The 16,922-nt window shown below is 71.6% G+C and carries 12 protein-coding genes; 7 read left to right on the forward strand and 5 right to left on the reverse strand.

Annotation, left to right across the window (positions count from 1 at the left end; all coding sequences use genetic code 11):
* Window positions 1-85: 85 nt before the first annotated feature.
* Entirely contained in the window at window positions 86-889 is an 804-nt protein-coding gene (locus tag CRP49_RS43995) for a DUF817 domain-containing protein (RefSeq protein ID WP_097258922.1), read from the forward strand.
* A 19-nt stretch (window positions 890-908) separates the two neighbouring features.
* On the opposite strand, the gene CRP49_RS44000 is transcribed toward CRP49_RS43995, so the two are convergent.
* Window positions 909-3,578 carry an FAD/NAD(P)-binding protein gene (locus tag CRP49_RS44000; protein ID WP_179852046.1) on the reverse strand — a complete coding sequence of 890 codons (2,670 nt, stop codon included), beginning with the start codon at window positions 3,576-3,578 and terminating at the stop codon, window positions 909-911.
* Window positions 3,579-3,774: 196 nt separating this feature from the next.
* Between CRP49_RS44000 and CRP49_RS44005 the strand changes: the two genes are divergently transcribed.
* Together CRP49_RS44005 and CRP49_RS44010 are read left to right on the forward strand one after the other, a co-directional pair.
* Entirely contained in the window at window positions 3,775-5,022 is a 1,248-nt protein-coding gene (locus CRP49_RS44005) for an Ig-like domain-containing protein (RefSeq protein ID WP_097258923.1), read from the forward strand.
* Window positions 5,023-5,205: 183 nt separating this feature from the next.
* Window positions 5,206-6,606, forward strand: a complete 1,401-nt coding sequence (locus tag CRP49_RS44010) for a glycoside hydrolase family 16 protein (protein ID WP_097258924.1) — start codon at window positions 5,206-5,208, stop codon at window positions 6,604-6,606.
* A 58-nt stretch (window positions 6,607-6,664) separates the two neighbouring features.
* Here the strand turns inward: CRP49_RS44010 and CRP49_RS44015 are convergent, their stop codons facing one another.
* The 4 genes from CRP49_RS44015 to CRP49_RS44030 all read right to left on the reverse strand — a co-directional run bounded on the left by CRP49_RS44015 (window position 6,665) and on the right by CRP49_RS44030 (window position 11,014).
* On the reverse strand, window positions 6,665-7,687 hold the full coding sequence (locus tag CRP49_RS44015) for a PD40 domain-containing protein (RefSeq protein ID WP_097258925.1): 1,023 nt from the start codon (window positions 7,685-7,687) through the stop codon (window positions 6,665-6,667).
* Window positions 7,684-8,979, reverse strand: a complete 1,296-nt coding sequence (locus CRP49_RS44020; RefSeq protein ID WP_097258926.1) for an MFS transporter — start codon at window positions 8,977-8,979, stop codon at window positions 7,684-7,686. Before CRP49_RS44020 ends, CRP49_RS44015 begins: the two co-directional genes overlap by 4 nt.
* A 5-nt stretch (window positions 8,980-8,984) precedes the next feature.
* Window positions 8,985-9,875 carry an alkaline phosphatase family protein gene (locus CRP49_RS44025; RefSeq protein WP_097258927.1) on the reverse strand — a complete coding sequence of 297 codons (891 nt, stop codon included), beginning with the start codon at window positions 9,873-9,875 and terminating at the stop codon, window positions 8,985-8,987.
* A gap of 251 nt (window positions 9,876-10,126) precedes the next feature.
* Window positions 10,127-11,014, reverse strand: a complete 888-nt coding sequence (locus tag CRP49_RS44030; protein ID WP_097258928.1) for an AraC family transcriptional regulator — start codon at window positions 11,012-11,014, stop codon at window positions 10,127-10,129.
* A gap of 146 nt (window positions 11,015-11,160) precedes the next feature.
* Here CRP49_RS44030 and tkt point away from each other — a divergent pair, with 146 nt between their 5' ends.
* From tkt to opcA, 4 genes are read left to right on the forward strand one after another with little or no spacing between them, the layout of a single operon-like run.
* Complete coding sequence (gene tkt, locus CRP49_RS44035) at window positions 11,161-13,236, forward strand: transketolase (protein WP_097258929.1); 2,076 nt, start codon at window positions 11,161-11,163, stop codon at window positions 13,234-13,236.
* A 19-nt stretch (window positions 13,237-13,255) separates the two neighbouring features.
* Window positions 13,256-14,398, forward strand: coding sequence for a transaldolase (gene tal, locus CRP49_RS44040; RefSeq protein WP_097258930.1), 1,143 nt, complete (start codon window positions 13,256-13,258; stop codon window positions 14,396-14,398).
* On the forward strand, window positions 14,398-15,999 hold the full coding sequence (gene zwf / locus CRP49_RS44045; protein ID WP_097258931.1) for a glucose-6-phosphate dehydrogenase: 1,602 nt from the start codon (window positions 14,398-14,400) through the stop codon (window positions 15,997-15,999). The genes tal and zwf overlap by 1 nt, the downstream gene beginning before the upstream one ends.
* Entirely contained in the window at window positions 15,996-16,922 is a 927-nt protein-coding gene (gene opcA, locus CRP49_RS44050) for a glucose-6-phosphate dehydrogenase assembly protein OpcA (RefSeq protein WP_097258932.1), read from the forward strand. The genes zwf and opcA overlap by 4 nt, the downstream gene beginning before the upstream one ends.

Raw genomic sequence — 16,922 nt, forward strand, 5'->3', positions numbered from 1 at the left:
CGAACCGGCGGGGGCAGAGCTGTGCGCCGGTGACTAGCGTGGCCGGGCAACCGCCGGAGGGCCGGGCGTCGTCCCCCTGATCATCATGCCCACTACACATCCGGCCGGTCTGCCGGCCTCCCCCGTCGGCCAGTTGCTCGATTTCACCTGGACACAGGCCCGGTCCTGCGCCTTCGCCATCGCCCTGCTGTCCGGGGTGGCGGCATCGGCCCTGCTGCCGCACCTGCCGGTGGCCCGCTACGACCTGCTCCTCGGCTACGGCGTGCTGCTCACGCTGCTGTTCTGGCGGCGCGGCTGGGAGAGCGGGCGGGACGTCGCCGTCATCGCCGCCTGCCATGTCGTCGGCCTCGCCTTCGAGCTGGTGAAGGTCTCGCTCGGCTCGTGGAGCTACCCGGAGCCGGCCGTGCTGAAGTTCGCGGGCGTCCCGCTGTACGGGGGCTTCCTCTACGCGGCCGTCGGCAGCTATGTCTGCCGGGCCTGGCACCTGTTCGACCTGGAGCTGGTCCGCTACCGGCCCCGGGCGACGGCCCTGGTGGCCGCCGCCGTCTACGTCAACTTCTTCAGCCACCACTGGCTGCCCGACGCCCGCTGGCCCCTCACGGCCCTCCTCGTGGCCGTCACCGCGGGCACCTGGGTGCGCTACACGGTGCGCGGGGTACGGCGGCGCATGCCGCTCGCGCTGTCGTTCACCCTGATCGGCTTCTTCCTGTGGCTGGCGGAGAACCTCGCCACCTATGTGGGCGCCTGGCGCTACCCGTACCAGCTGCACGGCTGGCAGCCCGTCGACGTCGGCAAGTTCGGCGCCTGGTCCCTGCTCATCAGCGTCACGTTCGTCCTCGCGGCACTCGGCAGGTCGAGGTCACCGTCACCGTCCCCGACGGCACGCTGACCTCGCGACGGGCGTCCGGTCAGCCGGGCAGGGCGGCCAGCAACCGCCGGTCGCGCGGGGCCGGTTTGCGGTCCAGGCGGGCGTCCAGCAGGCTGCGGGCCGCGTCGCAGCGGCCCGCGGCCACCAGGGCGTACAGCAGCGTCTCCTCGACGACCTCCCGCTGGGCCGCGCTGCCGCCGACCCCGCGCAGCACGGGCAGCAGCGCGTCGAGGCCACGGGCCGCCTCCCCGAAGCGTTCCTCGACGAGCGCGGCGAACGCCTCGCACAGCGGCCCGACGACCTCGCGTTGCACCAGGTCCGCCCCCAGGGCGTGGTCGCGCAGCCGACGCAGGCCGGGCAGGTCCCCGGCGGCGGTGAGGGCGACCGCGACGTGCAGCGCGGTGAACGCGGTCGCCGGCCGCTCCAGCACCTCCCGCTCGACCGAGTCCAGCACGTCGGCCGCGGGAAGTTCGCCCCGCCAGCTGTCGCTCAGCCGCGCCCGCCACAGCAGCGACCCCGAGTCGACCAGGGCCCGTACACCGGTCACCCGGCCGGGCGCGAGCTGCGCGAACCAGCGCTTGCGGACCGCCGCCGGGTCGTCGAGGGCGAGTTCGTGCAGGGCGATGTGCCAGGAGAAGTGCGCCCGGTGGACCGCGCCCCGGCCCCGGCCGGACACCCAGCGGTCCAGCCAGTCACGGCCGGCCTCGTGCGCGCCCGACTCGTAGTGCACGTGCGCCAGGGCGTGCACGGCGTGCCCGGAGGCGGGTTCGACGGCCAGCGCCCGGTGCGCCAGCTCGCCCGCCTCGTACAGGCGGCCCTGCTCCTGGCGCAGGAAGGCGAGCAGCGAGGTGTGGAACCAGTGCCCGTCGTACGCCGGTGACGTCAGCGCGAGCAGACCGAGCGCGTCGTCGTCGTGCAGGTCGCTGACCCCGGAGAAGGCGATGGTGGGCACGGCGGCGGCGAGCGCGAGGGCGTCGGCGGGGTACGTCCGCAGGTGTCGTACGAGCGCCTCGTCGCCGTCGCCGCCGGTGATCCGGCGCGTGACCACGTCCACGAAGGACCGCTCGCGTTCGTCGGACCGCTCGCGGGCCGAGCGCTGTGCCTCGGCGAGGGCGCGGGGCACGTCGACGGCGGCCCCGCCCTCGTGGCCCAGCAGGGCGAGGGCCGCGTGGCCGAGGGCGAAGCCGGGGTCGAGGGCGACCGCGCGGGCGAAGGCGTCCTGGGCTCCGGAGCGGACCTTCAGGACCCGGTCGAGCCCGCCGCGGTAGGCGGCGGCCGCCTCGGCGTGCGTGGTGAGGGCGAGGCCGTGCCCGTCGACCGGGCGGCGAGTCGTACGCCGCCTCGGGGTGAGCGGGGCCAGCAGCTGCTGGGCCAACTCGGCTGCCTGGACGCGGATTTCGGGGATCGCCGTGGTCTCCCACAGCTCGCCCCGGCGCGGGGCGCCGAGCGTGAACAGAGGGAGCCCGGCCTCTCCCCGGGCGTCGAGAAGGCGGCCGTCCCGGGTCGCGGCACCCATGCCCTGCGGGCCGGGAACCGCCGTCCCGGACGCGAACAGCGCGCGCCACAGCGGGTCGTCGGGGCGCCGTCCCGGGCCGGTGCAGTCGACCACCCAGCCCACGTGCAGCGTACGGCCGTCCGACAGCTCGACGGCGAGCGGTCCGCCGTCCGACGCGGTGGCCCGTACGACCGTGCCCGTGTGGACCTGGAGACGGCGGGCGGTGCGGGCCCGCAGCACGTGTTCGGCGGTGGCGGGGGCCATGCGGTGGCGGTGGGTGTTCCACAGGGCGCCCTCGCGGGCGAGGAACTCCTCGCGCTCCTCGGGGGTGAGGCTGCGCCACAGGCGCGTGGTGTGCGGGCGGAGGCTGTCGAGGCCGGGGCGCCAGTCGCCGTGGGTGCGGACCGAGCGGCTGAGGTGCCGGTAGACGGCGCGGCGCAGTAGGCCCAGGGACGTGTCGTACAGGTCCTGAGGCGCGGGCATCACGGCGGCCGGACCGAGCGCGTGCGGCTGGGGCAGCAGGCCGTTGCGGGAGAGGGCGTGCACGGTGCGGCCGGGACGGTCGAGGGTCAGGGCGAGGTCGACGGCGGTCAGGCCCGTGCCGACGAGGAGCACGTCGTCGGTGCCGTCGCGGGCGCCGTCCAGGGCACCCGGCACCCACGGCGCGCCGACGAAGCGGGGCGAGGCGTGCAGGGCGGGCGGGGCCCATGCGGCGGTCGGGGCGGCGGGGCCGGTGGCGAGGACGGCGGCGTCGGCGGTCAGGGGTCCCCCGTCGGCGAGGCGCAGCTCCACCCGCCCGTCGGGGGTGCCGGTACAGCTCTCCGCCCGGGTGCGCAGCCGGCGTACGGCCACCGTGCCGTGGGCGCGGACGATCGCCTGGCCGAGGGTGTCGGCGAGGTACGCGCCGTAGCGGTAGCGGGTGGCGTAGTCGGCGCCGGTCACCTCGGGTTCGCCGTGCCGGCACAGCCAGCGGATGAAATGGCCGGAATCATCCGGGTAGGCGCTCATATTGCCCGCGGGCACGTTCAGTCGGTGGCGTGGGTCATGGGTGGCGTAGGCGGTGCCGCGGCCCGCTTCGGGGGCCGCGTCGATCAGGACCACGTCGAGGGGAGTCCGGCGGCGCGTCGCCGTCTCGCAGAGCTGGACGGCGGTCAGGGCGCCGGCCGCGCCGGCTCCGACGATGGCCACGGTCTGCCGCTTGCGGACTTCGGTCACGGATACCTCCGGCGGGTCGGTGAAAGTGCTTCTTCACTCTTCCGATCGGGTCCCGGCCCCCACAACCACGACTTCCAGCCGTCTCTCCGCATGTCCTCATGGGAATCTCAGGCAGCACCCCACGGATTCAAAGGGCCGGCCCAGACAACCGGCGCAGGATGCCCACGCACGGACGGACAACTCAGAAAGGCGTGTCGTGGGCGTCTCGCACATATCGAACCGGTCCGGACAGCGGTCGCGCGGGTGGTCCCGGCGCGGGATCCTCGCCGCTCTCGGGGCGGTACCGGCCGCCGCCCTCGCGGGCTGCAGTTCCTCGGCGGACGCCTCGGCGGCCTCGGACGGCAAGGGCGCGACCGCGACCGCCCGGGCAGCCACGACCAAGAAGGCGACGATCACGGTCACGCCCGCGCCCGGCACCCGGAAGGCCGGCTTCACCAGTCCGGTCGAGGTCACCGTGGCCGACGGCACGCTGACCTCGGTCACGGTCACCGGAAACGACGGCTCCACCCTCTCGGGCTCGTTCAACGACGCCCGCACGAAGTGGACTTCGGCGAGGAACCCGTACTCCGGCACGAAGTACACGGTCACGGCGAAGGCGGAGGGCGCCGCCGAGGCGTCGGTGACGACGTTCACCACACGGTCGCCCGGTGCCACGTTCGTCGGCTACTTCACCCCCGAGGCGGGCGCCACCTCCGGCGTCGGCATGCCCGTGTCGATCAACTTCACCCACGCCGTCGCCGACCGGGCCGCCGTCCAGAAGGCGATCACGGTGACCGCCGAACCGGCCGTCGAGGTGGTCGGGCACTGGTTCAGCGACACCCGGCTGGACTTCAGGCCGGAGACGTACTGGGTGCCCGGCACGAAGATCACGCTGAGCCTGCGTCTGAAGGACGTCGTGGGAGCGGACGGCGTCTACGGCATCCAGCACAAGGACGTCACCTTCCACATCGGCCGCGAGCAGATCAGCACGGTGGACCTGTCGGCGAAGACGATGACGGTCAAGCGGAACGGCGAGACCGTAGCCGCCTACCCGGTCACCGGTGGCGACTCCAGCCACACCACCTGGTCCGGGATCATGGTGATCAGCGAGCGGTTCCAGCAGACCCGGATGGAGTCGTCCACGGTCGGCCTCGGTGACGAGTACGACATCCCGGACGTGCCGCACGCCCAGCGGCTCACCACCTCCGGCACCTTCGTGCACGGCAACTACTGGGCGTCCACGACGGTGTTCGGTCAGCAGAACACCAGTCATGGCTGCATCGGCCTGCACGACGCCAAGGGCGCGGGCGACAGCTCCGTGGCCGGCTACAAGTTCTACGAGAGTTCGATGCTCGGCGACGTGGTGATCGTGAAGAACTCCGGCGAGAAGACGGTGGACCCGGCCAACGGGCTCAACGGGTGGAACCTGTCGTGGGCCGACTGGAAGGCGGGCAGCGCGGTCTGAGCCGGTACGGGTGGCTTCATGGGGTGAACTCCCGTACAGCAAAAGGAGTTTCTCTGCTTTAACTCTTGACGACCGCAGGGCCGGGGAGCACATTGGCGGCACCTTGAGAGCGCTCTCAATAGATCGTGGGAGCGCTCTCCCAGGTCTCCCGCACACCCCTCCGTACCCGAGAGGCCCTCCCTCATGAGCGATTCCTCCGGCATACCCAGACCCCGTGCCCTCCGCCGCGCACTCGTCGCCGCCGTCGCCACGCTCGGTCTGGCCGCCGCCGTCGCGACGGCCGCCACCGCACCCGCCAACGCCTCCGCCCCCACACCCCCGTCCGGCTGGACACAGGTCTTCCTGGACGACTTCAACGGCTCGGCCGGCTCCGGCGTCAACACCTCCGACTGGCAGTACGACACCGGCACTTCGTACCCGGGCGGCGCCGCCAACTGGGGCACCGGCGAGGTCGAGACGATGACCTCCAGCACCAACAACGTCTCCCTGGACGGCAACGGCAACCTGCTCATCACCCCGCGCCGCGACGCGTCCGGCAACTGGACCTCCGGGCGCATCGAGACCACCCGCACCGACTTCCAGCCACCGGCCGGCGGCAAGCTGCGCGTGCAGGCCCGTATCCAGCTGCCCAACGTCACCGGCGCGGCCGCCAAGGGCTACTGGCCGGCGTTCTGGATGCTGGGCGCGCCCTACCGCGGCAACTACCAGAACTGGCCGAGCGTCGGCGAGCTGGACATCATGGAGAACGTCCAGGGCCTGAACACCGACTGGGCCACCGTGCACTGCGGCACCAACCCGGGCGGCCCCTGCAACGAGACGTCGGGCATCGGCGGCAACACCCCGTGTTCCGGTACGACCTGCCAGGCGGGCTTCCACACCTACGCGATGGAGTGGGACCGCTCGACCAGCCCCGAGGAGATCCGCTTCTACCTCGACGGCGTCAACTTCCACACGGTCAAGGCCAACCAGGTCGACGCGACGACCTGGGCCAACGCCACCAACCACGGCTTCTTCGTCATCCTGAACGTGGCGATGGGCGGCGGCTTCCCGGCCGCCTTCGGCGGCGGCCCGGACAGCGGCACCGAGCCCAACCACCCGATGACCGTGGACTACGTCCAGGTGCTCCAGTCCACGGGCAGCGGCGGCGGCACCACTCCCCCGCCCTCCGGCAACCGGGACGCCTACAGCGCGATCCAGGCCGAGTCCTACGACAGCCAGGCCGGCGTGATCCCCGAGACCACCACGGACACCGGAGGCGGCCAGGACATCGGCTCCCTGGCCAACGGTGCCTGGGCCCTCTACAAGGGAGTCAACTTCGGTTCCACGGCGGCCACCCAGTTCTACGCACGCGTGGCCAGCGGCGCCGCGGGCGGCGTGAGCGGACTGGTCGAGGTCCGCCTCGACAGCCGCAGCAACGCCCCCGTCGGCAGCTTCGCGCTGGCCAACACCGGGGGCTGGCAGAGCTGGAAGACGATCCCGGCGAACATCAGCTCGGTGACCGGCACGCACGACGTGTACCTGACGTTCACCAGCGGCCAGCCGGCCGACTTCGTGAACGTGAACTGGTTCGACTTCGGTCACTGACCGGTGTGTCGACGCTGCCCCCGTGAGGCCGGTGCGGCCTCACGGGGGCAGCGGCCCGTCACCCCAGATAGGCGGGGGCCAGGGCCGAGGTCATCAGGCGGCGGGCCCTGCCGCTGCCGTCGGCGGGGACGGTCCACAGGTCCGAGCCGTAGTCGCCGGGGAGGGCGTAGACGAGGGTGGAGCCGTCGGCCCACAGGGCCTGGTCGTCGATGTTGCGCCGCTCGGCGGTCGCGGTCTCCTTCATGGTGCGCAGGTTCAGGACGTACAGGCGCCAGGGGGCGTCGGGCGAGGCCCCCTTGACGCGTTTCTTGTAGGCGATCCGCGTGCCGTCGGGTGAGAGGGAGGGGCATTCCACGTTGCGGTGCAGGGTGGTGAGGGTGCGTGCGGTGACGTCGCCCCGGACGAGGTAGGTCTGGCCGCCGGTCGCCAGCGTGGCGTAGAAGCGGTTGTCGTCGGCGAAGGTGACGCCCCAGATGTTGGTGTCGGCGGCGCGGTAGGGGCGGCCGTCCTTGACGACGTGGAAGGTCTCCAGGTTGTCGTCGATCTTCCAGGTGCGGGTGTCGACGATGGCGGTGCGGGTGGAGAAGTCGGTGCCGGAGTACGAGTCTCCGCTGACGAACACCGTCCAGGCGACCATGTGGCCTGAGGGTGAGACCCGGGCCCGGGTGGGAATGCCGGGTACGGGGAAGCGGTGCAGCTCGCGCAGGTGTGAGTCGAGCACCACCGCTCGGTAGGTGTCCTCCAGCGCGCCGTGCACGGCCTGCAGGCAGATGCCGGTACCGGCTGCCGCGTGGAAGCGCAGGCACTTCACGCCCGACACGGTGCGCGGACCCTGCGGATCGTCGGCGGGCACGGTCGCGATCTCGTCGCGCTTCGGGCCCCAGGCCAGGTTGCGCACCAGCAGACGGCGGCCGTCCGTAGGCCGGAGCGAGACGGTACCGGTCCGCACGGTCGGGCCGTCCGCCTGCTGCTGGTCCCGCATGCCCGACCGGTGGGCGGCGTACAGCACCGACCCGGTGCCGACCGCGCCGAGCAGGACAACGGCGACCAGCAGGACGACCAGGCGGGTTGTTCGGGTCATACGGGCACCTCATCGGTGGTACGGAGGACGAACGAGGCCACGACGGCGCTGACGGCCAGTGCGGCGGCGGTGACGGCCAGCGCGGTCCGCCCGCCCCACAGGCTCCAGGCCGCGCCGAAGGCGAGCGAGCAGGCGAACCGGGCCAGCGCCTGGCCGGTGCCCACGAGTGCCTGCCCGGCGCCCTGGTGCTGTGCCGGGACGACCCCGGCGGTGGCGGCCGCGAGCACTCCGTCGGTGGCCGCGTAGAAGGTGCCGTGCAGCACGAGGACGGCGACCACGGCCGGGGCGCCGTGCCACGGGGAGAGCACCAGGCCGTAGCCGAGCAGCAGGACGCCGTGGCCGGCCAGGAAGAGCCGGCGGCGGCTGACGCGGTCGGCGAGTGCGCCGAGCGGGACGGCGAGCAGCAGGAAGAAGGCGGCGGTGCCCAGGGGCAGGAGCGGGAACAGGTGGGCGGGCAGGTCCCCTTCGCGCTGGAGCAGCAGATAGAGGAAGGAGTCGCTGACGGTGGTCAGACCGAGCAGGGCCGCGCACAGGGTGAGCCGGCGCAGTTCCGGGCGGCGCAGCAGCCCGAGCGCATCGCGCAGCTCGGGCCGGGCCGGCTCGGGCAGCTCGGGCCGGGCCGGCTCGGGCGGCCGTACGGCATCGGCGGGGGCGGCGATGCGGCGGGGCACGAAGAGCACCAGCACCAGGACGCCGAGGACGGCGACGCAGCCGCTGACCGCGAAGACCGCGTCGTAGCCGTCGACGGTGGCCCGCAGCACGGCGAAGGCGACGAGCGGGCCGAGCAGCGCGCCGGTGGTGTCCATGGCGCGGTGCACCCCGAACGCCCGCCCCCGGTGCTCGGGTTCGGTGGCCAGCGAGATCATCGCGTCCCGGGGAGCGGTGCGCAGTCCTTTTCCGGTGCGGTCGGCCGCGAGTACGGCGCTGATCACCGGGAGGGTGTGGGCGAGCAGCAGCAGTGGCTTGCACACCGCCGACAGGCCGTAGCCGATGCCCGCGACGACCTTGTGCCGACGGCCTCCCCGGTCGGCGAGGTGGCCGCCGGCCAGCCGGACCAGGGCTCCGACGCCGTTGTTGATGCCGTCCAGCAGCCCGAAGCCGAGCGGTGACAGGCCGAGGCCCGCGACCACGTACAGCGGCAGGACGGCCGTGACCATCTCCGAGGAGACGTCCGTGATCAGGCTGACCGCACCCAGGGCCAGCACAGTGCCGGGCACAGCGGCCGGCCGCCGCCCCGGACGGGAGTCCGGGACGACGGCGGCCTTGTTGCTGCGGGAGTCCGCGAGGTACACGGGCGTCAGTTCCAGATGCCGGTGATGTCGGACGCCGACGCGGCGTTGCCCGCGTGCGTGGTCAGACCGGCGAGGTCCTCCACCGTGCGCAGGACGTTGTAGTGGTTGTAGGTGGTGGCGGTGGAGCTGCCGGGGGTGACGTGCTGCCCGTAGACGACGGTCGGGATGCGGTTGCCGGACTGCTTGTTGTCCTCGTCGAAGGTGACGAGGAGGATGCTGTTGTGGGTCTGGGCCCAGGTGGCGTAGGCGCCCAGGTTGTTCTGGATCCAGGTGTCGCCCGTGGAGACCGAACAGTCGTGCATGTCGCTGCACAGGTTCGGGACGACGAAGGAGACCTTCGGCAGGGTCGTGTAGTCGGTCGGGAACTGCGCGAAGGTCATGGCGGTGTTCGTCGGCACGTTGGAGAAGCCGAACCACGGGTTGTGCTTCTGCGCGTAGTTGCCGCTGCTGCAGACCGTCGAACCCTGGCTGGGCAGCGACTCGTTGTAGCTCTTCCAGGTCTTGCCCGCGGCGATCAGCTCGGAGCCGAGGTTCGGCGCGGAGATGGAGCCGACCGGAACGCAGCTGTCGTCGGTGCGGCCCTGGTTGGAGCCCGAGAAGAGCATGTAGTAGTTCGGCTCACTGGGGTGGGTGAGGCCGTAGGACTGAGTGAGGTTGGCGCCACCCGCCTTGAGGGTGTTGTTGATGTACGGGGCGCTGGAACTGCCGATCACCTGCGAGTAGGCGTGGTTCTCCATCACCACGACCACCACGTGGTCGGGGGTCGGGAGAGCGGCGGCGGAAGCGGTGGTGGACGTGGTGGCCCACAGCCCGATCGACGCGGCGGTGAGGGCGACGGCCCCGGCGAGAGCGGAGAGGGAACGTCGGTTACGCTGGGGAGCCTTTACGGCGGCCATGACTGTCCTCCGGACAGAAGCGACGGACGTACACGGGGGAGCGGCGCCGCAACCCTAGAAGCCCCCGCCCGGCCTTGGGTGAAGCCCAGACGAACCGTGGACCCCACCGGGCGAACATCACGCCACGCACAGGTCACGCACAGCCAAAGCCGCCTGCAGCGGGTATCACAAAGACCCTATTTCCACTCGGAGTTGAGCGAAGGGGCCACGGGGCGACAGTCCGGTGAGGGGGACGACAACAGCCCGCCCTCTCACCGCAGTTCCGCCCGGAACGCCGCCGGCGTCACCCCCGTGTGCAGATGGAAGAACTTGGAGAAGTTCGCCGCGTCGGGAAAGCCCACCGCAGCCCCGACGCGGCCGATCGGCGTGTCCGTGTGGGCGAGGAGGCGCTTGGCCTCCAGGACCACCCGCTTGTCGATGAAGCCCTTCGGCGTCTCGCCGGTGGCCGCGCGGACCGCGCGGACGAGGGTGCGGCGGGAGTAACCGAGCGCGTCGGCGTACGCGCTGACGCTGTGATTGGTGGCGAAGCCCTGCTCCACCGCGTCCCGGAAGAGGGTGAAGGTGGTGTCCGCCTGTTCCCGGGACGCCTCGGCGGAGCTGGCCGCGAGGTGGGCGAGGCGCAGCAGGAACGCGGTCAGGGTGTGCCGGAGGACGGCCGTGTGCAGGCTCAGGGGGAGGGTCGCGGTGTCCTCGTACTCGCGGCGCAGCTGGTCGAGGGCGGCCCGGAGTGCGGCGAGCTGGGGCGGGGAGGGGTGCAGGAGCGGTGGCAGGTCGTAGCGGTACAGGCCGGTGGCCTCGACCGTGGCGCGGGGGAGGAAGCCGGGTTGCATGGACAGGACGGTGCCGCGGTACTCACTCGCCGGGGAGAACCGGTGGACCTGTCCGGGGCGGATCCACAACAGGTCGCCGGCCGCGGCCTCGTACTCGGTGAAGTCGACCACGTGCCGGACGGGGCCCTCGGTGAAGAGCATGACGACGTGGAAGTCGATGCGGTGGAACCGGTGCAGCGGGGCGTCGACGGTCCAGGTCTCGGTCCCCATGGTGCCGATCCGCATGCCGACGCCGCCGACGGCCAGCTCCGCCGGGAAGGGGAAGGTCTTGATGCCCTCGCCGTCGCCTTGGTGTGTTCTGTCCGCCATGTCCTGCTCGTGCCGTCCCTGTCGCGCGACCACTGTCCCAGATTCACCACAGGCTGACACACCCCGCCCTTCCCCCTAAAAAGTCAGACTTTTACTTTTGAACGCGTCCGGCCAGCAATCACGCATCGAACGAGGACTTCTTGAAGATGAGCACGCAGACATCCGATGGCTTCGAGTGGACCGACCTCGACCGGCGTGCCGTGGACACGGCCCGGCTTCTCGCGGCAGATGCCGTACAGAAGGTCGGCAACGGCCATCCGGGCACCGCGATGAGCCTGGCTCCCGCCGCGTACACGATCTTTCAGAAGGTGATGCGACACGACCCGGCCGACCCGGAGTGGACCGGCCGTGACCGCTTCGTCCTGTCCCCCGGCCACACCTCGCTGACCCTCTACACCCAGCTCTTCCTCGCCGGGTACGAGCTGGGGCTGGACGACCTGAAGGCGTTCCGGACGCACGGGTCGAAGACGCCCGGTCACCCCGAGTACGGGCACACCGCCGGCGTCGAGACCACCACCGGCCCGCTCGGGCAGGGCGCCGCCAACGCCGTGGGCATGGCGATGGCCGCGCGGTACGAGCGCGGTCTGTTCGACCCGGAGGCGCCCGAGGGCACCTCCCCCTTCGACCACACCATCTGGGCGATCGTCTCCGACGGCGACCTGGAGGAGGGCGTCTCCGCCGAGGCCTCCTCGCTCGCCGGCCACCAGAAGCTCGGCAACCTGGTCTTCCTCTACGACGACAACCACATCTCCATCGAGGGCGACACCGAGACCGCCTTCTCGGAGGACGTGCTGAAGCGGTACGAGGCCTACGGCTGGCACACCCAGCGCATCGAGCCCACCGCCGACGGCGACGTCGACGTGCCCGCCCTGTACGCGGCGCTGAAGGCGGCGCAGGCCGAGACCGGGCGGCCCTCGATCATCGCGATGCGCACGATCATCGCCTGGCCGGCTCCGAACGCGCAGAACACCGAGGCCTCCCACGGCTCCGCGCTCGGCGCGGACGAGATCGCCGCCACCAAGCGCGTCCTCGGCTTCGACCCGGAGCGGTCCTTCGAGGTCACGGACGAGGTTCTCCGGCACACCCGCCGGGCCCTGGACCGGGGTGCCGAGGCGCACGCGGCCTGGGACAAGCGGATCGCCGAGTGGCGCGCGGCCGACGAGGAGCGGGCGCAGCTGTTCGACCGGATCAGCAAGGGCGAGCTGCCCGAGGGCTGGGAGGACGCCCTGCCCGTGTTCGAGGAGGGCAAGTCGGTCGCCACCCGCGCCGCCTCCGGCAAGGTGCTGCAGGCGCTCGGCCCGGTCCTCCCCGAGCTGTGGGGCGGCTCCGCCGACCTCGCCGGCTCGAACAACACCACCATCGACAAGACCAGCTCCTTCCTGCCGAAGGGCAACCCGCTGCCCGAGGCGGACCCGTACGGCCGAACCGTCCACTTCGGCATCCGCGAGTTCTCGATGGCCGCGGAGATGAACGGCATCGCCCTGCACGGCAACACCCGCATCTACGGCGGCACCTTCCTGGTCTTCTCCGACTACATGCGCAACGCCGTCCGGATGTCGGCCCTGATGCAGCTGCCGGTGACGTACGTGTGGACGCACGACTCCATCGGTCTCGGCGAGGACGGGCCCACCCACCAGCCGGTGGAGCACCTGGCCGCGCTGCGCGCGATCCCGGGCCTGAACGTCGTCCGCCCGGCGGACGCCAACGAGACCGCGGTGGCCTGGGCCGAGATCCTGAGGAGGCACGCCACCGACCCCGCCCCGCACGGGCTCGCGCTCACCCGCCAGGGCGTGCCGACGTACGCGCCCCACGAGGACGCGGCCAAGGGCGGCTATGTACTGCGCGAGTCGTCGACCGAGACCCCGGAGGTGATCATCATCGCGACCGGTTCCGAGGTGCACCTGGCCGTCGCCGCGCGGGAGCGGCTGGAGGCCGAGGGGATCGGCACGCGGGTGGTGTCGATGCCGTCCGTGGAGTGGTTCGAGGAGCAGCCGCGCGCCTACCGCGAGAGCGTGCTGCCGCCGGCCGTGAGGGCCCGTGTCGCCGTCGAGGCCGGTATCGGTCTGACGTGGTACCGGTTCGTGGGCGACGCAGGTCGGATTGTCTCCCTCGAACATTTCGGTGCCTCCGCCGATGCGACGACACTGTTCGCCGAGTTCGGCTTCACCCCCGAGAACGTCGCCGCCGCTGCCCGCGAGTCGCTGGCCGCCGCGCGCGCCTGATACCGACGCGACTAGAAAGATGATCACTGTGACCGAAGCAATCGCGACCCCGGGAGCCCTGAAGCGCCTCGCCGACGAGGGCGTGTCGATCTGGCTGGACGACCTGTCGCGCAAGCGGATCACCTCGGGCGGCCTGGCCGAGCTGGTGCAGAGCGGTGGCGTCGTCGGCGTCACCACCAACCCGTCGATCTTCCAGGCGGCCATCGGCTCCGGTGAGGGGTACGAGGAGCAGCTGACCGACCTCGCCGTACGGGGTGTCACGGTCGACGAGGCCGTACGGATGATGACGACCGCCGATGTGCGGGCGGCCGCCGACATCCTGCGTCCGGTGTACGACGCCTCCGAGGGCCGCGACGGCCGGGTCTCCATCGAGGTCGACCCCCGGCTCGCCCACCAGAGCGTGGCGACGGTCGCCGAGGCCAGGCAGCTGGCCTGGCTGGTCGACCGTCCCAACGTGATGATCAAGATCCCGGCGACCGAGGCGGGTCTTCCGGCCATCACCGAGGTCATCGGCCTCGGCATCAGCGTGAACGTGACGCTGATCTTCTCCCTGGAGCGCTACCGCGAGGTCATGGCCGCCTACCTGGCCGGTCTGGAGAAGGCCCGCGAGCGGGGTCTGGACCTGTCGGGGATCCACTCGGTGGCGTCCTTCTTCGTCTCCCGGGTGGACAGCGAGATCGACAAGCGGCTGACCGCCCAGGGCACGGACGAGGCCCTCGCGCTCAAGGGCCGGGCGGCGCTCGCCAACGCGCGGCTCGCCTACGAGGCGTACGAGGAGGTCTTCGGCTCCGAGCGCTGGCTGGCGCTCGCCGGTGACCGGGCGAACAAGCAGCGCCCGCTGTGGGCCTCCACCGGCGTGAAGGACCCCGCGTACAAGGACACACTGTATGTGGACGAGCTGGTCGCGCCCGGCACGGTGAACACCATGCCGGAGGCCACCCTGAAGGCCACCGCCGACCACGGCGAGATCACCGGCGACACGGTGACCGGCGGCTACGCCCGGGCCCGCGCCGACCTGGCCGCCGTGGAGCGGCTCGGCATCTCCTACGACGAGGTCGTCCAGCAGCTGGAGGACGAGGGCGTCGCCAAGTTCGAGACGGCCTGGCAGGAGCTGCTGGACGCCGTCACCAAGTCCCTGGACAGCAAGGGAGTTGACGCGTAATGACGACCAAGGCTCCGGAACCCGAGACGCCCCCCGTCGAGGCGGTCGGCGTCCCGGTCACCCCGGCCACCCCGGCCACCGACTGGGACAACCCGCTGCGGGACACCCGCGACCGCCGGCTCCCCCGCATCGCGGGCCCCTCCGGCCTGGTCATCTTCGGTGTGACCGGCGACCTGTCCCGCAAGAAGCTGATGCCGGCCGTGTACGACCTGGCCAACCGCGGCCTGCTGCCGCCGGGCTTCTCCCTCGTCGGCTTCGCCCGCCGGGACTGGGAGGACCAGGACTTCGCGCAGGTCGTCCATGACGCGGTGCGCGAGCACTCCCGCACCCCGTTCCGCGAGGAGGTGTGGCAGCAGCTCGCCGAGGGCATGCGGTTCATCCCCGGCGACTTCGACGACGACACCGCCTTCAAGCAGCTGAAGCAGGCCGTCGAGGAGCTGGACGCCTCCCGCGGCACCGGCGGCAACTTCGCCTTCTACCTCTCCGTCCCGCCGAAGTTCTTCCCCAAGGTCGTGCAGCAGCTGAAGAAGCACGGCCTGGCCAGTCCGCCGCAGGGCTCCTGGCGCCGGGCGGTCATCGAGAAGCCGTTCGGCCACGACCTGGCGTCGGCCCAGCAGCTGAACGCGGTCGTGCACGACGTATTCGAACCCGACCAGGTCTTCCGCATCGACCACTACCTCGGCAAGGAGACGGTCCAGAACATCCTGGCCCTCCGCTTCGCCAACCAGATGTACGAGCCGATCTGGAACCGCAGTTACGTCGACCACGTGCAGATCACCATGGCCGAGGACATCGGCATCGGCGGCCGCGCGGGCTACTACGACGGCATCGGGTCGGCCCGTGACGTCATCCAGAACCACCTCCTGCAGCTGATGGCGCTGACCGCCATGGAGGAGCCCATCGCGTTCGACGCGGAGGCGCTGCTCACCGAGAAGCTGAAGGTGCTCAAGTCGGTGCGGCTGCCGGAGGAGCTGGGCGAGCACACCGTGCGCGGCCAGTACGCGACCGGCTGGCAGGGCGGCGAGAAGGTCGTCGGCTACCTCGAGGAGGACGGCATCGACCCCAAGTCGAAGACCGACACCTTCGCCGCGATCAAGCTGAGCATCGACAACCGCCGCTGGGCGGGCGTCCCGTTCTACCTGCGCACCGGCAAGCGTCTGGGCCGCCGGGTCACCGAGATCGCGGTGGTCTTCAAGCGGGCCCCGCACTCCCCGTTCGACTCCACCGCCACCGAGGAGCTGGGCCAGAACGCGATCGTCATCCGCGTCCAGCCCGACGAGGGCATGACCGTCCGGTTCGGCTCCAAGGTGCCGGGCACCTCGATGGAGATCCGGGACGTGTCCATGGACTTCGCCTACGGCGAGTCGTTCACCGAGTCGAGCCCGGAGGCGTACGAGCGGCTCATCCTGGACGTACTGCTCGGCGACGCCAATTTGTTCCCCCGTCACCAGGAAGTGGAAGAGTCCTGGAAGATCCTCGACCCGATCGAGGAGTACTGGGCGGCGCACGGCAGGCCGGCGCAGTACGCGTCGGGCAGCTGGGGACCCAGGGAAGCGGACGAGATGCTCGCACGAGACGGACGGAGCTGGCGCAGGCCATGAAGATCGACCTGACCGACACCACGGCAAGCAAGATCAACAAGGCGCTGGTGCAGGGCCGCCGCGCCATCGGCACCCCCGCCGTGGGCATGGTCCTGACGATGGTCATCGTCACGGACGAGGAGAACGCCTACGACTCGATCAAGGCGGCCGAGGAGGCCTCGCACGAGCACCCCTCGCGCACCCTGGTCGTCATCAAGCGGCACGCCCGCACCCTGCGCGACCGCACCACCTCGCGGCTGGACGCCGAGGTCCGGGTCGGCTCCGAGGCCGGCACCGGCGAGACGGTCGTGCTGCGGACCTACGGCGAGGTGTCCGACCACGCCGACTCGGTGGTCCTGCCGCTGCTGCTGCCGGACGCCCCGGTGGTCGTGTGGTGGCCGGTGGAGGCGCCGGACACCCCGTCCAAGGACCCGCTCGGCGCGCTCGCCCAGCGCCGGATCACCGACCTGTACGCGGTCGAGCGGCCGATGGAGGTCCTGGAGACCCGGGCCGGCAACTACGCGCCCGGCGACACCGACCTCGCCTGGACCCGGCTCACGCTGTGGCGGTCCATGCTGGCCGCCGCCCTGGACCAGGCCCGCGCGAAGGTGACGTCGGCGGCCGTGGAGGCCGAGGCGGACAACCCCAGCGCCGAACTCCTCGCCCGCTGGCTGGAGGCCCGCCTGAACGTCCGGGTGGACCGCGTGGTCACCGCGGGCCCGGTCGTCACGGCCGTACGCCTCGGCACCGCGAACGGCGAGATCGTCATCGACCGCCCCGAAGGGCCCCTCGCCACGCTGACCCTGCCGGGCCAGCCGCCGCGCACCCTCGCCCTGAAGGTCCGCTCCACCTCCGAACTCATCGCCGAGGAGCTGCGCCGCCTCGACGCCGACGAGATGTACGCCATCGCCCTCAAGGGCGAGGCCACCAAGGAGAACGCCTGA

Source organism: Streptomyces sp. Ag109_G2-15 (genome assembly GCF_900215565.1).
GTDB lineage: Bacteria > Actinomycetota > Actinomycetes > Streptomycetales > Streptomycetaceae > Streptomyces > Streptomyces diastatochromogenes.

What these genes read in the sequence shown, in the direction of transcription:
- CRP49_RS44025 (WP_097258927.1), bottom strand. Translation starts at nt 9,875, where the DNA reads ATGGCCGCCGTAAAGGCTCCCCAGCGTAACCGACGTTCCCTCTCCGCT.
- opcA (WP_097258932.1), top strand. Translation starts at nt 15,996, where the DNA reads ATGAAGATCGACCTGACCGACACCACGGCAAGCAAGATCAACAAGGCG.
- zwf (WP_097258931.1), top strand. Translation starts at nt 14,398, where the DNA reads ATGACGACCAAGGCTCCGGAACCCGAGACGCCCCCCGTCGAGGCGGTC.
- CRP49_RS43995 (WP_097258922.1), top strand. Translation starts at nt 86, where the DNA reads ATGCCCACTACACATCCGGCCGGTCTGCCGGCCTCCCCCGTCGGCCAG.
- tal (WP_097258930.1), top strand. Translation starts at nt 13,256, where the DNA reads ATGATCACTGTGACCGAAGCAATCGCGACCCCGGGAGCCCTGAAGCGC.
- CRP49_RS44010 (WP_097258924.1), top strand. Translation starts at nt 5,206, where the DNA reads ATGAGCGATTCCTCCGGCATACCCAGACCCCGTGCCCTCCGCCGCGCA.
- tkt (WP_097258929.1), top strand. Translation starts at nt 11,161, where the DNA reads ATGAGCACGCAGACATCCGATGGCTTCGAGTGGACCGACCTCGACCGG.
- CRP49_RS44030 (WP_097258928.1), bottom strand. Translation starts at nt 11,014, where the DNA reads ATGGCGGACAGAACACACCAAGGCGACGGCGAGGGCATCAAGACCTTC.
- CRP49_RS44015 (WP_097258925.1), bottom strand. Translation starts at nt 7,687, where the DNA reads ATGACCCGAACAACCCGCCTGGTCGTCCTGCTGGTCGCCGTTGTCCTG.